Consider the following 20,304-nt stretch of genomic DNA (forward strand, 5'->3'; position numbering starts at 1 on the left):
GTCCTAAGCCCAGGTTTAATCCTGAGCTTTTATATCTTTTTTCATATTAATTTCATTCATTGCTTTATTCACATCATATTTAACAATCAACTCTGCTGCTCGTGCAGCCTTTTTTATAGCTTCTTCAATAATTGTCCTGTCTTCTTGTGAAAACCTGCTTAATACAAAGTCTGCCAAATCCATGTCTTCCTTAGCTTTCCCTATCCCTACTTTTATTCTTGGAAAATCATCTCTTTGAAGCTGGTAAACTATGGACTTCAGCCCATTATGAGTTCCTCCGCTTCCTTTTGCCCTAACTCTTACTGCTCCAAAATCTATATCCACATCGTCTACTATTACTATTATATTTTCTATAGGCATCTTGTAGAAGTTGTACAAATCCAATACTGCCATGCCACTATTATTCATATATGTTTGAGGTTTAACCAATAAAATTTTTTTATCATCAATATTTCCTTCACCATATATGGATTTAAATTTTCCTTTATTTAATTTTATATTATATTTAGATGATATAAGTTCTACAGTATCAAATCCTATATTATGTCTTGTATTCATATATTCTCTTCCGGGATTGCCGAGACCTATTATCGCATACAAATAGACCAGCTCCTAACTACTTAAAAAGCTCACTTACAGATTCATTTGTATATATCCGTCTTATCGCCTTCGCAAATAAGGACGCAACCGACACTACCTCAATTTTATCTATTTTTTTCTCAGGCGTAAGAGGTACGGTATCTGTAATGACAAATTTTTCTATTTCAGATTCAGCAATTCTTTCTACGGCAGGACCGGAAAGAATAGGATGAGTGCCACAGGCATATATCTTCAAAGCCCCAAAATTTTTAAGTACTTTAGCTGCTTTTGAAATAGTACCTGCTGTATCTATTATATCATCTATTATTATTACGTCTTTTCCTTCAATATCTCCTATAACGTTCATTACTTCTGACACATTAGCTTTAGGTCTCCTCTTTTCTATTATAGCTATAGGCAGATCCAAAAGATTGGCGAAGTTTCTTGCTCTCGTAACTCCTCCCAAATCTGGAGAAACAACGACAGTTTCTCTTGTCACTATATTTTTAAAATAATCGGCAAGTATCGGTACCCCAACAAGATGATCTACGGGAATATCAAAATATCCTTGAATTTGCCCGGCATGAAGATCCATAGTCAATATTCGATCTGCTCCGGCCTTTGTTAAAATATCCGCGATTAATTTTGCTGTTATTGGCTCTCTTGCTTTAGTCTTTCTATCCTGTCTTGCATATCCGTAATAAGGTATAACCGCATTTATTCTTCCTGCAGAAGCCCTTTTGAAACCATCGAGCAAAATCAAAGCTTCCATCAAATTATCATTTACGGGAGGACAAGTAGGTTGTATTAAAAATACGTCATAGCCTCTTACTGTTTCGTTAATGCTAACCGAAATCTCACCATCGCTAAATCTTCCCACTTCACAATCAGACAACGGAACCTCCAATTCCGCACAAATCTTTTCCGCCAGTTCTTTGTTTGCATTTCCGGAAAAAATCTTCATTTCCTTTCCACTTAAGTTCATTTTAATTTTCCCCCCAATTATTTATTATCTTTTACAAATCCTTTTTTAATAACCCAATCCTTTTTATTAACCTGTCTTGCTCTTGCTATAGATAAATCATACTCATTCACAGCATCGGTAATAGTTGACCCTGCCGCAATATATCCCCACTTCTCGACTTTAACAGGAGCTACTAAATTAGAATTACTTCCTATAAAAGCATTGTCCCCTACTAAAGTTCTCTGCTTTATTTTCCCGTTATAATTGACAAATACTACTCCACATCCCACATTTACTTTTTTGCCCACTGTTGCATCGCCTATATATGATAAATGGCTGGCTTTAGAATAATCTCCTATTGTGGAATTCTTCACTTCCACAAAATCTCCTATCTTCACATTTTTGCCTATATGACTATTAGGTCTTAAGTAAGCATAAGGCCCAATTGTAGAATTATTACCAACAGTACTTTCTATAATAGTAGAACTTTGAATTTCAACTTCGTCTCCTATCTTGCTGTCCACTATTCTGGAATCATGACCGATTATACAATTTCCACCGATTTCGGTATTCCCTTCAAGAAATGTTCCCGGATAAATCATTGTATCTTCTCCAATTTTAACCCCACTTTCTATGTAAGTATTGCCTGGATTTATTATTATTACTCCCTGCTCCATTAATTTTTCATTTACTCTTTTTCTCATTATCATATCTGCCTGTGCCAATTGCACCTTAGAATTAACTCCAAATATCTCCGTATTATCCTGAGCTCTATAAACTCCCACTCTCAAATTTTCTCTTTTAAGGATCTCTATTACATCAGTAATATAGTATTCACCTTGAGCATTATCTCTATGGATTTTATCTAAACTCTCCCTTAAGGCCTTTCCATTGAAACAATACATTCCCGAATTTATTTCTTTAATTTTTTTCTCTTCTTCATCTGCATCTTTTTCCTCTACTATCTTTAACAGCTCACCTTTTTCATCATATAATATTCTTCCATATCCTGTAGGATTTTCGAAAAATGCCGTAAGAACCGTTCCTTGATTTTCTTTTTCAATATGATATTTAACCAAATCCTTTAAGGTGTCCCCTTCGATTAGAGGAGTATCTCCGTATAATATGACAACATAATCATCATCTTTTATATAGTCCTTTCCTTGCATCACTGCAAACCCTGTCCCATATGGTACGTTTTCCCCCACAGGTTGCTCTTTAAATATTACCGTCTCATCTTTAACACTTTCTACTAAATCCTTGCTTCCATTACTTATAATTATAACATTTTTATTAATTCCTGCAGCCTCCGAAGCCTTAATTACATATGATAATAAGGGCTTCCCGCACATTTTGTGAAGTACCTTTGGTATCTTAGATTTCATTCTTTTTCCTTCGCCTGCCGCAAGTATTATTGAGATTATCATTATACACACCTCTACCTTTCGTATTTTCCCACTCAATAATATTTTATACAATTTCAATTATAAGTCCATACTTATTTTTTATTTCTTTGCTATTGTAAATTTTGGAAAAGTAAAAAGGACCACTTTTGGTCCTTTAACTACTCCTCTGATATACTTTTCTCATACTCTTCAAATATAGCTTCTTGAATCTTTGCTCTGGTTTCCGGATTAATCGGATGTGCTATATCTCTGAACTCCCCATCGGCCATTTTTCTGCTGGGCATCGCAATAAATAATCCATTTTGTCCTTCGATTATTTTTATATCATGGACAACAAATTCATTATCAAATGTAACGGAAACTATGGCCTTCATCTTACCTTCATCAGCAACTTTTCTAACCCTTACGTCAGTTACCTTCAATACCTTTCACCACCTTCCCGGAGATGCAATGTTTATTAAATATTTTTTATATTCTCTAAATTTTGCAAAAATCCTTCTTCTTTTTTAAATAATATTAATTTTTCTTAATATGATTTAAATATTCAAAATTGGAAATTAAATCAATCTTCCTGTTCTCCTCATCTACATCCTTCAAAATCATCAATGAAGTATAATTATTTACAAGTTTCTTTTCAGGACTCATGGTTGAAATCAAAACTCCAGTACCCGCTACTTCTACATTAAATTCCTCCATCATCTCATATATTCCCCTAACCGTACCTCCCCCTTTCATAAAATCATCAATGATTAAAACTTTTGACATTTCCCTTAAAGCTTTTCTGGAAAGAGACATTGTCTGGATTATTTTGGTAGAACCGGATATATAATTTATGTTAACTGTGGAACCTTCAGTCACTTTAATATTTTTTCTGATTATAACCAATGGAACATTCAGTATCTCGGCCGTCATCAATGCTATAGGTATACCTTTAGTTTCTATAGTCACCACATAATCAATTCCCTTATCCATAAATTCATTGGCAAATATAATCCCCAGCTCTTTCACAATATGAGGTGAATACAAAATATCCAGCATATATATAAATCCACCGGAAATAATTCTGTTAGGTTCGGACAAATCCTTACATAACTGTTCCAAAAAATACTTGGTCTTCTCCTTCTGAACTTTCGGTGCAAATTTGACTCCTCCACCTGAACCGGTAATAGTTTCGATTGTTCCTATCTCAATCTTCTCTACCAATTCTTTTATTATTGATATGTCTCCGCTGATACTTGATTTTTTTACATCAAATAGTTCACAAAAATATCTATAAGAAAATACATAATTAGGTTTAGTAGTCAATATGTACATTATTCCTGCAACTCTTTCGTTTCTCTTTAATTTTTTCATATAATCACCTTAATTTTAAACTTTTGTATTTAATTAATTTTATCCTTTTTCATACAAAAATTCAACACATTAAATAGTATTCCTTTTTATATTTTTAAAAATATGATATAATCTATCAATGATATGAGTTGCAAAGGAAAAATTTTTGAATAGAATGATAATAATACGTTCTTTGGTAATAATAGATATATAATGAAAAAAACATTGTATTAGGAGGTAGATTTATGTTTTCTTTTGATATAAAAGAACACAGATTCAATCATGTACATTTTATAGGAATCGGAGGCATAAGCATGAGCGGATTAGCCGAAATTCTTCTTATGGAAGGTTATAAAGTTTCGGGTTCTGATATGAAAAATTCTTTAATACTTAATAAGTTAAAAACTCAGGGAGCAGATATCTTTCTTGGACACAGGGCTGAAAATATCAACAATGCCAATTTGGTGATATATACGGATGCCATATCAAAGGATAATCCAGAACTTTTAGAATCAAAAAAAAGAGCTATACCAACTATAGACAGAGGTAACTTTTTAGGAATGATTATGAAAAACTATAAACATTCCATTGCCGTTTCGGGAACTCACGGAAAGACTACTACTACCAGCATGCTGTCCACCATATTTAAAAATTCTACTTTAGATCCCACCATACTTTTAGGTGGTGAGTTAGATGATATCGGAGGAAATGTTTTGATGGGCGGTAAAGATCTTTTGCTTACTGAAGCCTGTGAATATAAGGGAAATATTCTTAAATATCGACCCACAATGGCAATTATATTAAATATGGAAGAAGATCATTTGGATTATTTCAGAAATATTGATCATATCGTAAACACATTTTCGGAATATGCGGCAAATATCAAAAAAGACGGCTATTTAATTATAAACTTAGATGACAAACATTCAAAAAAGGTAATAAATACTTCTCATTGTAATATAATAACCTTCGGTATTAATAACCAGAGTGATTATGTTGCCGAAAATATTTCCTATGCTCAGGACGGATATCCTAAGTTTATCTTAAATGTTAAAGGTAAAAAACATTATACTGTGGAATTAAACGTTATGGGAGTACACAATATATACAATGCTTTAGCAAGTATCGCCGCTGCTTCCATCTGCAATGTACCTATGGAAGATATAATTCATTCCATTAAAGAATACAGAGGAACCCATAGAAGGTTGGAAACAAAGGGGTATTCTAATAATATTAAAATTGTAGATGACTATGCTCATCATCCTACAGAGATTAAAGCATCTTTAGCTGCATTAAAAAGAACTAAACCTAAAAACTTATGGTGTATATTTCAACCTCATACATATTCAAGAACAAAGCTTCTTTTAAATGAGTTCTCTGAATCTTTCTATGATGCTGATAAAATTATAATAACAGATATATATGCTGCAAGAGAAAAGGATACGGGAATCATTCACGCAAAAGATCTTGTGGCTTTATTGCAAAAAAAAGGAGTCGATGCTATTTATATGAGTTCTTTCGAATCAATTAAAAATTATCTTCTTGAAAATGCAGTTCCGGAAGATTTAATAGTGACAATGGGAGCAGGAAACATATATCAAATAGGGGATATGCTATTAGAGGAAAACAGGAAAAAAGCAATTTAAAAATTTTGTGTAACAAAAGAAGCTTTTATTTACTAAAAGCTTCTTTTGTTACACCATATATTTTTTCCAACATTTCTTTTGTAGCTTCTTCATCTTGAATAAAATATGAAAGAGTTTTACCGTTTACTTCTTTATAATCTCCCGTTCCAGCCAAGGTATTAAAAGTAAAATCTTCCGTTTTCATTTTAAAAACGATTTTGCCTATTGTAACAGCTTCCTTTAAAGGAATATCAGTTTTTACATAATCAAAACATGCTTTGATTACAAATGGAAGTTTATAACTTAAGGATTTATTTATAAATGATTTCATAAATTCTTGTTGAGCTTTTATTCTGCCTATATCTCCATTTTTATAGCCTGATTTTCCTCCGTTTCCCTTTCTGTATCTTAAAAATTGAATCGCCTTTTTCCCATCTAAAATTTGTTTTCCTTGTGATATATTTATGTTTAGAGGTGGCTCTGCAGTCGGGTCCTTATACTTCATCGGAAATGGAACTGTTACTTCTACGCCACCTACAGAATCTACTATCTTTTCCACTCCGGCATAATCAACCATTATATAATAATCGACCGGTATTCCGGCAAGAACGTATTCCACTGCCTTTTTAACTCCGTCAGTACCGTGCTGTCCATATACGCAATTGATTTTTCTTTCCTCCGCTTTATCATATCCTTTTCTATGAAGATAAGTATCTCTCGGTATAGAAATTAAGTCCACATTATTTTGTTCCGGATCAATTGAAATAAATACTATAGTATCTGATCTTACATCCTCCATCCCCAATAATATTATATTTATTCTATCACTGTTTTTAACTCCTATTTCTAAAGAGTTGATATTCTCTTTCTGAACATTTTCTTCATTTTCATTTTCTGCTTCCCGGTTTTTTTTATTATCATTTTCATCTTGCTTACGATCAATAATATTTTTCTCTCCAATTTTTGTATTAATCCCCTTTTCCTGAATACTAACATATGATCCAAAAAGAAACGCCAACAAAAAACAACTCAGAGAAAGAAAAAAAATTTTTAAAAAATCTTTCATATATGTCACCCTATCCCAATAATTTACCTCACCCAACATAAAAAACTTATATGAAAGACCCATTTAAACTTAACTTTACATGGAAAAAGCAAATTTTTTATAACCCATAGGAAAATTCCATTTTTATTAATTTAGGTTTTTTGTAATGGGTTTCAAAAAGGTTTCCTAAATTTATTAATATTTTTATTAAAGCCTTTTTTATAATAATAGTCTGCACTCAGTTCAATTGTTTTAATCAAACCTTTTTATTTGTATAAATGCAAAAAATTCCTTAGCTTTAAAAGCTGAGGAATTTTTTGCATTTATTGTTTATATTAATTATTTTGTGTAGTCAAAGAAACCTTTACCGGTTTTTCTTCCCAACAATCCACCTCTTACCATCTTTCTCAAAAGAGGATGAGCCCTGTACTTGCTGTCTTCAAACTCATTATACAGCACATCCATGATCGCCAAACAAACATCCAATCCTATTAAATCTCCTAATGCCAAAGGTCCTATAGGATGATTTGCACCGAGTTTCATAGCTTCATCTATATCTTCGGCACTGGCAACTCCGTCGGCCAATATTCCTATGGCTTCATTTATCATAGGAATAAGTATCCTATTAACAACAAATCCCGGGGCTTCTTCTACTTCTACGGGAGTTTTCCCAAGCTTTCCTGCGAATTCAAATACTTCATCTCTTGTTGCTGACGAGGTTGAAATTCCTTTTATTACTTCAACAAGTTTCATAACCGGTACAGGATTAAAGAAATGCATTCCTATAACTTTATCAGGTCTTTTTGTAGCACTTGCAATGTCGGTTATAGACAAAGATGAAGTGTTTGTAGCAAGTATTGCTTCTTTCTTACATACTTCATCGAGTACCTTAAAAGTATCTTTTTTAAGAGACATATCTTCAGAGAGTGCTTCGATTACAAGATCGCAATCCTTTAAATCTTCATACTTCGTTATAATATCTATTTTCCCCAATATTTTATTTTTATCTTCTTCTGATAATTTTCCTTTTTGAACTTTCCTATTCAAATTTTTATCAACTATTTTTAAACTTCCTCTTGGTGAGTTGGTATCAATATTTCTTACCCACACCATCACATCATAATCATTTTCAGCTAATACTTGAATAATTCCGGAAGCCATAGTACCTCTTCCTAAAACTCCTACTCTTTTCATAAAAACACCTCCAAAATTTATCTTAATTTATAGTTTGGCTTACGTTTTTCTAAAAACGCTTCCATTCCTTCTTTTTGATCTTCTGTAGAAAAACAAATCCCAAATAGGTCTTTTTCTATAGCTATTCCAGTTTCAATATCCGTTTCTATTCCTCTGTTGATGGAAGTTTTTGCTAATCTGACTGCTATCTGTCCATTGGAATCAATTTTTTTTGCCAAGGAAATAACTTCATCCATTAATGATTCAAGAGGAACGACTTTATTTACCAATCCGATTTCATATGCTTCCTGAGCATTAATCATATTTGCCGTGTATATAATCTCTTTAGCTTTTCCTAACCCTACTAATCTTGCAAGTCTTTGAGTCCCAGAAAATCCCGGTATAATTCCCAATCCTACTTCAGGCTGCCCAAATTTAGCTTTATCGGAAGCAATCCTTATATCACAAGACATAGATAACTCACAGCCTCCTCCTAAAGCAAACCCATTTACTGCCGCGATAACAGGCTTTTCCAGCAATTCTATTTTTCTAAATACTTTGGATCCAGTTTTGGCAAATTCTCTGGCTCTTGCCGTATCCATGTCCTTCATTTCGGCAATATCTGCTCCTGCCACAAAAGCTCTTCCCTCACCTGTTATAATAATAATATGTACTTCATTATCTTCTTCAATTAAATCTATGGCTCTATCCAATTCTTTTAATAACTCTGTGTTCAAAGCATTCAGAGCTTTCGGCCTATTAATAGACAATATCCCAATATTATCCGATTTTTTAAATAATAAATTATTAAAATTCATATAATCCCCCCCAACACAATATAAACATTCTGTTTGTTTATATTTTATCAAATAACAAATAATAAATCAATATTATTCTGATAAAAAACTCAAATTAAATTGTTAATTTATATTCAAATTCATAAAATATTATTATATATTATGTTTCCCCATTACCCTTTTTTATAACTATATTACTATTCTTGCGGAAATTACCTTGAAGTTTATATTATAATTAAAATTATAAATTGATTTAGCATTAATTATAAAAATTGTAATTATTTTATTTACTAAATTTGGCAATTTTTTATCAAAAAATTATCAATTTATAGCAACACAAACTTTATTTTATAATGTAGCGTTAAAAAAATTTTTTTGGGTAATACATCTAATAATTAATACTAAAGGGGTGGTTCAATGCTGGATTTTATTATAAGAAGACATAGTATAAGAAAGTTCAAAGATGAAAATATTCCCGATAAAGATTTAATTGAGATAATTAAAGCCGCAACTTTGGCTCCTTCAGGCAAGAATTCTCAAAATTGGCATTTCATTGTGATTAAAAATAGAAATAAACTAAATGAAATAGCAGATATAGTTAAAAATAAAGAATTAAAATTATCGCAATACATTAAAGACGGAATCGAAAAAAATAAATTTATATCGTCTATAGATAATCATATATTCTTTAAAGATGCGCCGATAACAGTATTTGTATATGCCGGCCCTTACCCTGACAACAGGAAAAAAATCCTTAAAAATGCTAAAGTGGCAAAAGAAGAAATTGAGGAATACATAAATGTAGAGCCCAGAATTCAAAATATAGGTGCAGCTATGGAAAATTTACTTCTTGCAGCAGCTAATCTGGGATATGGAGGATGTTGGATGACAGGACCTATGTTGGCTAAAAAGGAAATAGAAGAATATATTGGGTTTCATAAAGACGGCTATAGCTTGGTATGTATGGCTCCTTTAGGAGTTCCTTCAGAAAATGAAATAATAAGTTCTACAAGAAAACCAATAGAAGAAATATTAACAATAATAGACTAATCAATTGATTAGTCTATTTTCTCAACAATTCAAACATATTCTTTTTATATTTTTCAACGCCGGGCTGGTCAAAAGGATTAACTCCTAAAAGGTATCCGCTTACCGCACAGGATTTTTGAAAAAAATACATAAGTTTTCCTAAAAAATACTCGTCAATTTTGGGCATATTAATGATTAAATTTGGTACTCCGCCGTCTACATGGGCCTTAAGAGTTCCTTCAAAAGCTTTTTTATTTACAAAATCCATACTTTTCCCAGCCAAAAAGTTTAAGTTATCTAAGTCTTTCTCATCCTTCCGGATAACTATATCCTCTCTCGGGCTAATTACATTCAAAACAGTTTCAAACATATTTCTTCTCCCATCCTGAACCAATTGGCCCATTGAATGTAGATCAGTTGTCAGGCTCAAAGAAGAAGGATATATACCTCTTCCGTCTTTTCCTTCGCTTTCTCCAAATAATTGTTTCCACCACTCTTGAAGATAAAACAGCCTTGGTTCATAAGAAACCAATATCTCTATTTCTTTTCCCTTCCTATATAAAATATTTCTGATAGCTCCATATATATAGGAAATATTTTCTTTTATTATATCCGAGGAATATTCCATTACTCCTGATTGAGCTCCTTCCATTAACTTATCAATATCTATTCCGGCTACCGCTATAGGAAAAATTCCTACAGGAGTAAATACCGAATATCTGCCTCCGATATCGTTAGGAATAGTAAATCTGTTATACCCTTCCTCCTCAGCTATTTGGCTAAGAACACCTTTTTCTTTGTCCGTAGTTATATATATTCTCTCCTTAGAATTCTTCCTTCCGTATTTTCTTTCCATATATTCCTTAAATATTCTGAAAGCAATAGCCGGTTCTAAAGTAGTTCCTGACTTGGATATAACGTTGATAGATATATCTTTTCCTTCCAATACATCCATTAATTCCTTTAAATAAGTGCCACTAATGTTATTGCCTACAAAATATATCTCAATATTATTTTTCTTTACTGCCATATTATCATAAAAGGAATGGCTTATACTCTCTACCACTGCTCTTGAGCCTAAATATGATCCCCCTATTCCGATAACTATAAAGGCTTCCGAATTGCTTCTCACCTTTTCCGCTGACTCCTTAATCATCTCAAATTCTTTTCTGTCATACTCGTTAGGATAATTCAACCATCCTACATTTTGATCCTTGCCTTCATATAATATACGATGAACTGTTTTCAACTGAGGTTCTAATCTTAATATTTCCTCATCAGAAACAAATCCATTGGCATAATCTAAAATAATATCTTTCATAATATATCCTCCTATTAATGATCACTTTTCTACCTTCATTAACACCAATGCAAAATCATCTTTTTGATCTCCATACATATACGAATTAGCTTTGTTTTCTATATTTTTTATAGGACTTTCGGGAGCCTCTTTAACCGCTTTTATTATTCTTTTCTCTCCGAATTCTTCCTTATTTTTATTTCTTACTTCTAATATTCCATCTGTATAAAAAAGTATTCTATCTCCATTTTTCAGTTGAACCATATTCTCATTATAATGTATTTCATCAAATAAGTAAGAAATTGGATATCCTTTCATCTTCAGCAATTCCACATTATTATCATCAAATAATATGGGAATACAATTATGTCCGCCATTTGCGTATTTAAATGTATCGGTAGAACAATTAAAGATGCCATAGAATATTGTAAGATATTTTTCATCATCTAAGTTTAAATCTATAAATCTTTTATGAAGTTCCGTTAAGGTTTTAGAAGGACTGAGTATATCATCTTTTATTGCTCTCATGGTCTGTCTTATAAACATGGTCATCATTGACGCGGTAATCCCGTGGCCAGCCACATCACTTATATATATGCCTATATTGTCCTTGTCTATATAAAAAACATCAAACATATCTCCGCTGAGCATTTCACATGGCTTGTACAAATAGTTGATTTTAATATTATTATAGGAGCCCTTTCTGGGAAGAATTTTTTCTTGAAGAACCTTTGCAAATGTAATATCTTTGTTGAGTTTTTTAGTTTTTTCCCTCAACTCATTCTCTAATTTTCTTTCTCTTGTGACATCCCTAAACACTTCCACCGCGGCATATATGTTACCATCGGAATCTGATACAGGTGAACTCTTAACAGAAAAAATACGATCTCCGACATTTTCTTCTTTTTGTATAATTTCTCCTGTTGCTATACTTCTTTCAGTAATGCAAAAACTGCAGGGCCTAATTTTACCAAGAGCTTCATAACATTTTTTCCCTACAATTTCTGTTCCCAGAGCACCTTTCATGGTCTTATTTGCATATATAATTGTCCCATTTCTGTCTATAACTCTGACCCAGTCCGCCATTCCCTCAAGAACGTGATAATTAAGCATATTGAAATTTTTTATTTGGTCTTCAAAATAACTAACTTTGTTCTTTTCCAACATAGCTATCACCCATATTTTAGAAATTTTTTTGCTCGCCTTCATAATAACACACTATACAATAAAATACAAAACAATTTAATATTAATCTTGAGTGTTCTGTAAAATATCATGATAAATATTGATTATTTCTTCCCTATATATCTCATCTGCATCTATAGAACCCCATCCTAATTGATTCTGAAATATGCCATCATAAACCTGATCATGATAACTCCTTAAAACATGAGGAATATTTTTTTCTGACAATATTTCATCCAGTAACATGGCTTCAACTTCATTGTTAAGAATCAAAATCTTTTTTATTTTTCCCATTAAACTATCTCCTTTTAAAAAAGCATTCACCTCAATTGAAATGAATGCTTTAATTCACCTTACTTTATAGAAGAATTATAGATTACATTTAAATAATCGGGATTAAATATATCCTTTTTTACAAATCCCTTTTCTTTATTGTCATATTTAAAATCAGACAACTTAAATGTAGCAGAGCCCGTCTGAAGGGTAGCTATATGATAATCATCTTTAGATGTAAACACCCAAAATTCCAATGCTCCCAATTGTATATAATCATCAAATAAAACAAATTCTCCATCTTCATCTTTTATAATGAGAAACCATTTCTGTCCATCATCCCATGCTATTTCTCCATTATCATACCTTTGAGCTGTAGTATACATCTCTATACTTTCATCTTCTCCGTCTCTATCCAGATCAACTTTTTTACTGTCTAAGAGAGTCAAATCGGAAGTATCAAGTTTGTCTCCGGAAAGATGTACATATTCTAATTTTTCTTCCTGTTCAGTCTTTTCATTTTCCTCTTTCAATGCTTTATCATATATCGTTTCTCTCAGAGATTCATTTAATTGAGCTTTAATTAAAGTCTTATTCTTTGAATCATCTTGAGAATAAGTCATATAATAATATTTATCCTTCTTCAAACCATCCCATAGCTTTTTATTTTTTACATAGATCGTAATTTCTTTTAACTCACTTTCTTTATCTTCTCCCAATATTTGAAGGATAATTGAATGACTATCACCCTCCTCATCTTTGCTTAAAAGAAGTCCCGAAGTAATAAAAGTATTACTATTAATATTATTGGAGGATTGAAAAATATAAAAAACAACTATTACTATTGCCAAAATCAGTATACCCACTATATTTTTAATCTTATTATTCATTCTCTCACCCTTCCTTAATTTTATAGCCTATAGGAAAGTTCCATTTTTCTCAATATAATTTGAAATAAGTTTCAAAAAGGCTTCTCTGATTTATTAATGCTTCTATAGAAGTCTTTTTTATATATTATCATGTCTTGTATACAATTTCAACCTATAAATTTAAAAACCTCACTTACTATTTAATTATATCATAAATCTAATTATAATTTTTTTATTAGCAATTATTACTTTATATTATTTCATTTTTTGTCGATTTAATGTACAATAGATATTGTATTGTAAAATTATTATATTTAAGGGGGGTTTATTATGGAAAGCAAAACTACAAAGGAAAACACAAAAAATAAAGATAACAATCTATCTAAAATTAAAATAGGACTTATAACACATTTAGTAATTAACTTACTTATAAGTACCTTAATATCAAATGGATTATACGTCTTATTAGCAGAACATATGAATGTTAGTCCTAATTTTATAATGTTAATTTTTTCATTTGTAAACATAATTATTTTCTTATTAATAACCTATTTCTCAATTAGCCGTTGGCTTGTAAAGTTCTTCAAAGCTATCGAACCGGTTATTGAAGAAATCTCTAGAGGCAACTTAAACGAAATAAGTTTATTCAACGGTAAAAATAAATTCAGTGGAATCACGGATTCATTAAGCAAGGCTAATTCAAATATAAAAAATATGATTACAGGAATAACACAGAATTCTGAGGTATTATCTAAAAACGCCAAAGATCTGTCTGATATTGTCGAAGATACTACTCAGGCAGTGGAACAAATCGCTTCCAGTGTTAACGATATAGCCTCCGGTTCAGAAGATACATCAAAAAATATTACTGAATTAAGCGAAGCCATATCCAATCTTACTACTCTTTCACAAAATACAGAAAAAAATACTCAATTGGCTACGGACCTTTCAGCTTCCATGGCCAAATCAGCAGAAAAAGGTAGCAAAGATATGGAAAAGATAATCGATAAGGTAAGTTTAATTGATTCTTCTACCAAAAATACTTCAGGAATAATCGAAAATCTTAATGAACAAATTAAAAACATTGAAAATATAGTAGTAATCATAAACCAAATAGCAGAACAAACGAATCTTCTTGCATTAAATGCAGCAATTGAAGCAGCAAGAGCAGGAGAATCAGGAAAGGGATTTGCTGTAGTGGCAGATGAAATAAGAAAACTTGCCGACGAAACCCATACATATTCAGATGAGATATCCAAAATTACAAATTCCGTTACAGGAAGCAGTAAAAGTGCTGTAGACAGCATTGAAAAGGTAAGCGGAATAGTTAATGAAAGTGTAGAAGTCGCTGATTTAACTAAAGCTTCTTTTGAAGAATTGGTGGAAAAATTCGATAAGATCAATCTTTCAATAGTCGAAATTGCGGAAGCTTCTAAAGAGGTAAGAAATAATAGCGAATATATCCTTGAAAGAGCTACGGAAATATCCGCTATATCAGAAGAAACTACTGCAGCATCTCAAACCAGTTCGGAAGCAATAGATAAAAATCTTGCAGCCATGGAGGAAATCACCTCTTCCATTGAAAGCTTATCGGAAATTGCAGATAAACTAAATAAAATGGTAGAAAAATTTAATGTATAAAATCTACTTTTATTTCTTCTTCTTCAAAATATCTTGCTATGGAATAGAGTAAATCAGATAATCTGTTTAAATATTTCACAACATTTGAATCTATTTCAGCATTTTTTTGAAGAGAAATTGTTCTTCTTTCGGCTCTTCTGGCAACTGTTCTTGATACATGAAAATATGAAGATGCTTGTCCGGCCCCAGGTAATACAAAACCTGTGGGCTTTTTTACCTTTGCCATATACTTATCTATATTTTTTTCAAGATAGTCTATATCCTCATCTTTTATTCTATGAGGAACCTTTGTTTGATCTTCTGTGGCAAGATTGGCTGCAACAATAAAAAGTTTATTCTGAATATGATTTATTAATTCATATGTATCCTTATCGTCTTTTATATAATTTTTAGCAAGACCCAAAAATGATACCAGCTCATCTACAGTGCCATAACTTTCAACTCTTATATCATCTTTTGATACTCTCTTATTGTCAAAAAGACTTGTCTGCCCTTTATCCCCGGTTTTCGTGTATATCTTCACAAATAATTCCTCCTTCATTTTAATTTCTCTTTTTTGGTCTTGGACCATAAAACTGATAATAATTCACTTTAATTTTTCCATTAAATAATTTTCTTCTCCTATCAGCTCTCCTTCCGTATATTTTTTCAAACTCCTCGTTAGATGTAAGAAAATAAAGAGACCATGTATCCAAAAAACTGAAAACTTCACCCATTTTTCTGTATAAATCCTCTACTTTTTCTTTCTCTCCCATTCTCTCTCCATAGGGAGGATTTGATATGATAACTCCGTATTTTTTCTTGGAGCTTAGTTGCAATGCATCCTTTGTTTCATAGGTAATACAGTCGTCCACTCCCATCTCATACGTATTCTCTCTTGCAATTTTAACAGCTTCTTTATCAATATCATACCCAAAAATTTTCAGTTCTCTCTCCTGTATAATAGATTTCCTTGCAAAAATCTTTTCTTCTTTCCAATATTCTTCTTTTATTTTTTGCCAATCTTCTGCCGCAAAACTTCTCTGTATTCCCGGAGCGATATTTTTCCCTATCATAGCAGCTTCAATGGGAATAGTGCCGGAACCGCAAAATGGATCAATAAGTATTCTCTCCGGACTCCAATAACTTAGTTGAATCATAGCCGCAGCAATTGTTTCCTTTACAGGTGCATTGACATGCATTTTTCTGTATCCTCTCATATGAAGGGCTTCCCCTGAAGTATCAATGGATAGAGTTACCACATCTTTTAAAATCGAAACCAATATTGTAAATTTAGCTCCTGTTTCTTTAAACCATTCAGTTTTATATTTTGTTTTTAATTTTTCTACAACTGCTTTTTTAACTATGGCTTGGCAATCTGAAATGCTGAATAGCTTAGAATCCACGGATTTTCCGTTTACGGTAAACTCCCCGTCTTCATCTATCCATTCTTCCCAAGGAAGTGCTTTAGTTTTTTCGAACAATTCATCAAAGGTTAAAGCCTTAAATTCCCCCATTTTTAAGAATACCCTATCGGCAGTTCTAAGCCAGATATTTGTCTTTGCAATATCTTTTTCTTCACCTTTAAATGTTACCTTTCCATTTTCAACTTTTAAATCCGTATATCCTAATTTTAAAAGCTCCCTTTTAACTAATGATTCCAAACCAAAAGTCGAGGTCGCAATAAGTTCTATTTGTCCCATTTTATCCTCCCAATAATTAATTACCTTAATATTATACACCAAAACTAAATTAAATACTTTTTAAATGAGTACTTTTTAAAATCCTTGGGTATATAATGTTATAGGTTAAATTCTATATGACGAATATAGAAAACAAAAAACAATAGGGAGGGTCTTTAATATATGAAAAATATAGGAGAAACAATTCAAAGCGGAGATTGGAAGGGTGAAAAACATGTGCCTGTAATTCATGCCCCTGAAAAAGTTAAAAAAGGAGAAGCATTTGAAATAAAAGCAATAGTAGGAGAAAAAATACCTCACCCGAATACTTTGGAACATCACATTTGTTGGATAAAAATATTCTTTCAGCCTAAAGATGCAAAATTCCCAATAGAAATCGGAAATTCTGAATTCAGTGCTCACGGAGAAAGCGAAATATACAATGAGCCTTCCGTTTCTCTGACTACAAAAATTGATAAATCCGGTACAATTCATGCGTTAAGCTATTGTAATATTCACGGTCTATGGGAAAATAGCATAGAAATTTCCGTAGAATAGTGAGGTAAAAGATGAGGCTGTTAAAAAGAAGCTTCATCTTTTTTTATAATAATCTATCTCCTTGTTCTGGTATCCTTGACTAAAAGTTATTTATATTATATATTTTAATTGTAGTTAAATTTAATATTTAGGTAAAGGTACAAAGATTTATATTTCTTTGTTTAAAAGGGAAACAAGTAAAAGTCTTGTACGGTCCCGCCACTGTGAAGGTGAGAATTTTAAAATATGCCACTGAGAAATTGGGAAGGCTTAAAATTCTATGAACCTAAGTCAGGATACCTGCCTTTGCTAATGCACTAAAAACTCTACGGTAGATAGGGAGTGTTTCAGAATAGAATTATTATGTAAATACATAATGTTATTTTGCTTGTCACAGTTCCTGAAACCGCCGAGTTCAGGAACTTTTTTATTGCCCAAAATCATGAGGAGGTTAAAAGAGTGATAGAAGATAGAATAAAAGATATTGAGCTAAGAAAAAAAATAACTACAGCTGAAAACGCTGCACTATTTATTAAAAATGGTATGACAATTGCTACAAGTGGCTTTACTCCTTCAGGATATCCAAAAGCTACACCATTAGCACTTAGTAAAAGAATTAAAAACAATAACGAAAATATAAAAATTACATTAATTACAGGAGCTTCCGTCGGAGATGAATTGGACGGTGAATTAGCCAGAAATAATATTACAAAAAAAAGAATTCCCTATCAAACAAATGATAGCTGTAGAAAAGCTATAAACAATGGAGACATTCAATTTTGTGATGTTCATTTAAGCCTATTGCCTCAATACATTAATTATAATTATTTGGAAGATATAGATATCGGAATCGTAGAAGCATCTGAAATTACCGAAAACGGATGTATGATACCAACTACCTCTGTAGGTATAACACCAACTATAGTAAAAAAAGCTAAAAAATTAATAATAGAAATAAATACAAGTCAACCAATAGATCTAAGAGGAATACACGACATATATACTTTACCAAATCCCCCAAAAAGAACGCCTATACCTATACTAAACTGCAAAGATAGAATCGGTACAAATTATATCCAAATAGATAAAAATAAGATAATCGCCATAGTTTTCACGGATATAAGAGATGATGTTAAAAAATTAGCAGAACCAAATAAAGACAGTAATTTAATGGCGGAAATTTTTTTGGAATTTTTAGACCATGAAATCAAAGCAGGCAGAATTCCAAGAAAATTATTGCCCTTTCAATCCGGGGTCGGTTCAGTATCAAATTCAATACTAAATGGATTCTCTCGTTCAAAGTATGATAACCTTCAATTTTATTCAGAGGTAATACAGGATTCAATGTTGGACTTAATAGATATAGGAAAAGTACAAATAGCGTCCGGAACTGCTATTTCCCCTTCTCCGGAAGGATTAAATAAATTTTATGATGATATTAAAAGATATAAATCGAAGATAATATTGAGGCCACAAGAGATTAGCAATAACCCGGAAATAATCCGAAGACTCGGGGTCATAGCAATGAATACGGCAATAGAAGTAGATATATACGGTAATGTAAATTCCTCTAATATAATGGGTGGAAATCTCATGAATGGGATAGGAGGCTCAGGAGATTTTGCCAGAAATGCCTATCTGTCAGTATTCTTTACAAAGTCCACAGCTAAAAATGAAACTATTTCCACCGTAGTACCTCTTGTATCTCATGTCGATCACACCGAACATGATGTCAACATAATTATTACTGAGCAAGGAATAGCGGATTTGAGAGGTTTAAGTCCAAAGGAAAGAGCTATAAGCATAATAAACAATTGTGCTAATCCTATTTATAAGGATTTACTTTCGGATTATTTGAAAGAAGCTATGAAGAGTAAAAAGAACATACCTATATTACTAAATAGGGCTTTTAAATGTTTTGAATCATTAGAAAAAACCGACACGATGAAAAGAGGCAACATAGTTTGTTATGCAAATTTAATAAATAGAAAGGGTGATGACTATGAAGAAAAAAGCAAATGAATATATAAAAATTACCGTTGGAATGTCACTGGTAGCAATCGGTCTATACTTTTTTTTAATGCCAAAAAATCTATCTGTAGGCGGGGCTAATGGTTTAGCTATTGTTATAAATCATTTTATCCCGAATTTATCAATCGGACTTCTTATGATAATTATAAATATTTTTCTATTTGCAATTGGCTTTATCTTTATCGGAACTAATTTCGGTTTTAAAACCATATATGCAAGTTTTGGGGTCTCGGTTTTGGTATTATTATTTGAAAAAATTTTTCCCATGAAAAAACCATTAGCAAATGATATACTGATACAGCTTATTTTGGGTGTTATAATATCTGCAATAGGCATGGGCATAGTATTCAATCAAAATGCCTCAACAGGCGGAACAGATATTATAGCCAAAATATTAAATAGGTTCTGGGGTATAGATTTAGGTCGGGGTGTGCTCATTTCCGATCTTTCAATAACATTGGCAGCTGGCTTCGCCTATGGACTGCAAATTGGCCTGTATTCGTTATTAGGTGTGTTGCTAAATGGTTTAGTAATAGATGCAGCCATTGAAAGTATGAATATCCGTAAACAAGTTGTTATAGTAAGCAACTACAGCGAGGTAATAAACGATTATATAATAAAAAGTTTAGGGAAGGGTGCCACTTTGTATGAAGCTAAAGGAGGATTCACCGGAAGCGATAAAGAGGTTCTTGTAACTATATTAAGCAGAAAAGATTTTGTATTATTAAAAAATCTCATAAATAGTATAGATAAAAATGCCTTTATAATAGTTCACAATGTTCATGAAGTAATAGGAGAAGGATTTAAGGACATTGAAAATTTTTAACCCTTGACAAATACAATATCATTTATTATTA

20 protein-coding genes and 1 riboswitch are annotated in these 20,304 nt (G+C 31.9%); of the genes, 6 read left to right on the top strand and 14 right to left on the bottom strand.

All coding sequences use genetic code 11. The features are described from left to right. Positions 1–15 precede the first annotated feature (15 nt). From pth to purR, 5 genes are all read right to left on the bottom strand, one after another. Positions 16–600, bottom strand: a complete 585-nt coding sequence (pth, locus tag PP176A_RS14115) for an aminoacyl-tRNA hydrolase (protein WP_083381981.1) — start codon at positions 598–600, stop codon at positions 16–18. A 16-nt stretch (positions 601–616) separates the two neighbouring features. Then, positions 617–1,564 (bottom strand): ribose-phosphate diphosphokinase, encoded by a 948-nt coding sequence (locus PP176A_RS14120; RefSeq protein WP_071141115.1) that lies wholly within the window; start codon positions 1,562–1,564, stop codon positions 617–619. A 17-nt stretch (positions 1,565–1,581) separates the two neighbouring features. Further along, the gene (gene glmU / locus PP176A_RS14125) at positions 1,582–2,970 is read right to left on the bottom strand and encodes a bifunctional UDP-N-acetylglucosamine diphosphorylase/glucosamine-1-phosphate N-acetyltransferase GlmU (protein WP_071141116.1); all 1,389 of its coding nucleotides are present in this window, start codon (positions 2,968–2,970) and stop codon (positions 1,582–1,584) included. Positions 2,971–3,107: 137 nt separating this feature from the next. Then, on the bottom strand, positions 3,108–3,371 hold the full coding sequence (gene spoVG / locus PP176A_RS14130; protein WP_071141117.1) for a septation regulator SpoVG: 264 nt from the start codon (positions 3,369–3,371) through the stop codon (positions 3,108–3,110). A 94-nt stretch (positions 3,372–3,465) separates the two neighbouring features. Next, positions 3,466–4,302, bottom strand: coding sequence for a pur operon repressor (purR, locus tag PP176A_RS14135; RefSeq protein WP_071141118.1), 837 nt, complete (start codon positions 4,300–4,302; stop codon positions 3,466–3,468). Positions 4,303–4,526: 224 nt separating this feature from the next. On the opposite strand from purR, the gene murC reads away from it, so the two are divergent. Further along, entirely contained in the window at positions 4,527–5,927 is a 1,401-nt protein-coding gene (gene murC / locus PP176A_RS14140) for a UDP-N-acetylmuramate--L-alanine ligase (protein WP_071141119.1), read from the top strand. Positions 5,928–5,952: 25 nt separating this feature from the next. Here murC and PP176A_RS14145 read toward each other — a convergent pair whose 3' ends face one another. The 3 genes from PP176A_RS14145 to PP176A_RS14155 form a co-directional block, all read right to left on the bottom strand. Then, positions 5,953–6,972 (bottom strand): LCP family protein, encoded by a 1,020-nt coding sequence (locus PP176A_RS14145; RefSeq protein ID WP_071141120.1) that lies wholly within the window; start codon positions 6,970–6,972, stop codon positions 5,953–5,955. Positions 6,973–7,290: 318 nt separating this feature from the next. Next, positions 7,291–8,145: a 3-hydroxybutyryl-CoA dehydrogenase gene (locus PP176A_RS14150; protein WP_071141121.1), complete on the bottom strand. Its 855-nt coding sequence runs from the start codon at positions 8,143–8,145 to the stop codon at positions 7,291–7,293. A 17-nt stretch (positions 8,146–8,162) separates the two neighbouring features. Continuing rightward, positions 8,163–8,942, bottom strand: a complete 780-nt coding sequence (locus PP176A_RS14155; protein ID WP_071141122.1) for a short-chain-enoyl-CoA hydratase — start codon at positions 8,940–8,942, stop codon at positions 8,163–8,165. A gap of 396 nt (positions 8,943–9,338) precedes the next feature. Between PP176A_RS14155 and PP176A_RS14160 the strand changes: the two genes are divergently transcribed. Continuing rightward, the gene (locus tag PP176A_RS14160; protein ID WP_071141123.1) at positions 9,339–9,971 is read left to right on the top strand and encodes a nitroreductase family protein; all 633 of its coding nucleotides are present in this window, start codon (positions 9,339–9,341) and stop codon (positions 9,969–9,971) included. Positions 9,972–9,984: 13 nt separating this feature from the next. On the opposite strand, the gene PP176A_RS14165 is transcribed toward PP176A_RS14160, so the two are convergent. From PP176A_RS14165 to PP176A_RS14180, 4 genes are all read right to left on the bottom strand, one after another. Then, complete coding sequence (locus PP176A_RS14165) at positions 9,985–11,271, bottom strand: glucose-6-phosphate isomerase (RefSeq protein WP_071141124.1); 1,287 nt, start codon at positions 11,269–11,271, stop codon at positions 9,985–9,987. A 21-nt stretch (positions 11,272–11,292) separates the two neighbouring features. Then, positions 11,293–12,417, bottom strand: coding sequence for a SpoIIE family protein phosphatase (locus PP176A_RS14170; protein WP_071141125.1), 1,125 nt, complete (start codon positions 12,415–12,417; stop codon positions 11,293–11,295). Positions 12,418–12,498: 81 nt separating this feature from the next. Continuing rightward, positions 12,499–12,729, bottom strand: a complete 231-nt coding sequence (locus PP176A_RS14175) for a hypothetical protein (protein WP_071141126.1) — start codon at positions 12,727–12,729, stop codon at positions 12,499–12,501. 59 nt (positions 12,730–12,788) lie between these two features. After that, on the bottom strand, positions 12,789–13,598 hold the full coding sequence (locus tag PP176A_RS14180) for a hypothetical protein (protein WP_071141127.1): 810 nt from the start codon (positions 13,596–13,598) through the stop codon (positions 12,789–12,791). A gap of 309 nt (positions 13,599–13,907) precedes the next feature. Between PP176A_RS14180 and PP176A_RS14185 the strand changes: the two genes are divergently transcribed. After that, complete coding sequence (locus PP176A_RS14185) at positions 13,908–15,218, top strand: methyl-accepting chemotaxis protein (protein WP_071141128.1); 1,311 nt, start codon at positions 13,908–13,910, stop codon at positions 15,216–15,218. Here the strand turns inward: PP176A_RS14185 and PP176A_RS14190 are convergent. Beyond that, complete coding sequence (locus PP176A_RS14190) at positions 15,208–15,741, bottom strand: cob(I)yrinic acid a,c-diamide adenosyltransferase (RefSeq protein ID WP_071141138.1); 534 nt, start codon at positions 15,739–15,741, stop codon at positions 15,208–15,210. The genes PP176A_RS14185 and PP176A_RS14190 overlap by 11 nt on opposite strands. 19 nt (positions 15,742–15,760) lie before the next feature. Next, positions 15,761–16,900, bottom strand: coding sequence for a THUMP domain-containing class I SAM-dependent RNA methyltransferase (locus PP176A_RS14195; protein WP_071141129.1), 1,140 nt, complete (start codon positions 16,898–16,900; stop codon positions 15,761–15,763). 162 nt (positions 16,901–17,062) lie between these two features. Here PP176A_RS14195 and PP176A_RS14200 point away from each other — a divergent pair, with 162 nt between their 5' ends. From PP176A_RS14200 to PP176A_RS14210, 3 genes are all read left to right on the top strand, one after another. Then, positions 17,063–17,437, top strand: a complete 375-nt coding sequence (locus PP176A_RS14200; RefSeq protein ID WP_071141130.1) for a class II SORL domain-containing protein — start codon at positions 17,063–17,065, stop codon at positions 17,435–17,437. A gap of 118 nt (positions 17,438–17,555) precedes the next feature. Then, positions 17,556–17,738: riboswitch (cobalamin riboswitch) on the top strand. Between the two features lie 137 nt (positions 17,739–17,875). Beyond that, positions 17,876–19,438: a succinate CoA transferase gene (locus tag PP176A_RS14205; protein ID WP_071141131.1), complete on the top strand. Its 1,563-nt coding sequence runs from the start codon at positions 17,876–17,878 to the stop codon at positions 19,436–19,438. Then, positions 19,419–20,273: a YitT family protein gene (locus tag PP176A_RS14210; RefSeq protein WP_071141132.1), complete on the top strand. Its 855-nt coding sequence runs from the start codon at positions 19,419–19,421 to the stop codon at positions 20,271–20,273. Before PP176A_RS14205 ends, PP176A_RS14210 begins: the two co-directional genes overlap by 20 nt. The last annotated feature ends 31 nt before the right edge of the window (positions 20,274–20,304 follow it).

It is taken from the genome of Sporanaerobacter sp. PP17-6a (assembly GCF_900095615.1).
Classification (GTDB): domain Bacteria; phylum Bacillota; class Clostridia; order Tissierellales; family Acidilutibacteraceae; genus Acidilutibacter; species Acidilutibacter cellobiosedens.

Bases quoted from the DNA above. Each gene is read 5' to 3' on its own strand.
- PP176A_RS14160 (WP_071141123.1), top strand. From the start codon at position 9,339: ATGCTGGATTTTATTATAAGAAGACATAGTATAAGAAAGTTCAAAGAT.
- purR (WP_071141118.1), bottom strand. From the start codon at position 4,302: ATGAAAAAATTAAAGAGAAACGAAAGAGTTGCAGGAATAATGTACATA.
- PP176A_RS14200 (WP_071141130.1), top strand. From the start codon at position 17,063: ATGAAAAATATAGGAGAAACAATTCAAAGCGGAGATTGGAAGGGTGAA.
- PP176A_RS14195 (WP_071141129.1), bottom strand. From the start codon at position 16,900: ATGGGACAAATAGAACTTATTGCGACCTCGACTTTTGGTTTGGAATCA.
- PP176A_RS14120 (WP_071141115.1), bottom strand. From the start codon at position 1,564: ATGAACTTAAGTGGAAAGGAAATGAAGATTTTTTCCGGAAATGCAAAC.
- PP176A_RS14210 (WP_071141132.1), top strand. From the start codon at position 19,419: ATGAAGAAAAAAGCAAATGAATATATAAAAATTACCGTTGGAATGTCA.
- PP176A_RS14170 (WP_071141125.1), bottom strand. From the start codon at position 12,417: ATGTTGGAAAAGAACAAAGTTAGTTATTTTGAAGACCAAATAAAAAAT.
- PP176A_RS14180 (WP_071141127.1), bottom strand. From the start codon at position 13,598: ATGAATAATAAGATTAAAAATATAGTGGGTATACTGATTTTGGCAATA.
- PP176A_RS14155 (WP_071141122.1), bottom strand. From the start codon at position 8,942: ATGAATTTTAATAATTTATTATTTAAAAAATCGGATAATATTGGGATA.
- PP176A_RS14150 (WP_071141121.1), bottom strand. From the start codon at position 8,145: ATGAAAAGAGTAGGAGTTTTAGGAAGAGGTACTATGGCTTCCGGAATT.
- murC (WP_071141119.1), top strand. From the start codon at position 4,527: ATGTTTTCTTTTGATATAAAAGAACACAGATTCAATCATGTACATTTT.
- glmU (WP_071141116.1), bottom strand. From the start codon at position 2,970: ATGATAATCTCAATAATACTTGCGGCAGGCGAAGGAAAAAGAATGAAA.
- PP176A_RS14175 (WP_071141126.1), bottom strand. From the start codon at position 12,729: ATGGGAAAAATAAAAAAGATTTTGATTCTTAACAATGAAGTTGAAGCC.
- PP176A_RS14185 (WP_071141128.1), top strand. From the start codon at position 13,908: ATGGAAAGCAAAACTACAAAGGAAAACACAAAAAATAAAGATAACAAT.
- PP176A_RS14145 (WP_071141120.1), bottom strand. From the start codon at position 6,972: ATGAAAGATTTTTTAAAAATTTTTTTTCTTTCTCTGAGTTGTTTTTTG.
- PP176A_RS14165 (WP_071141124.1), bottom strand. From the start codon at position 11,271: ATGAAAGATATTATTTTAGATTATGCCAATGGATTTGTTTCTGATGAG.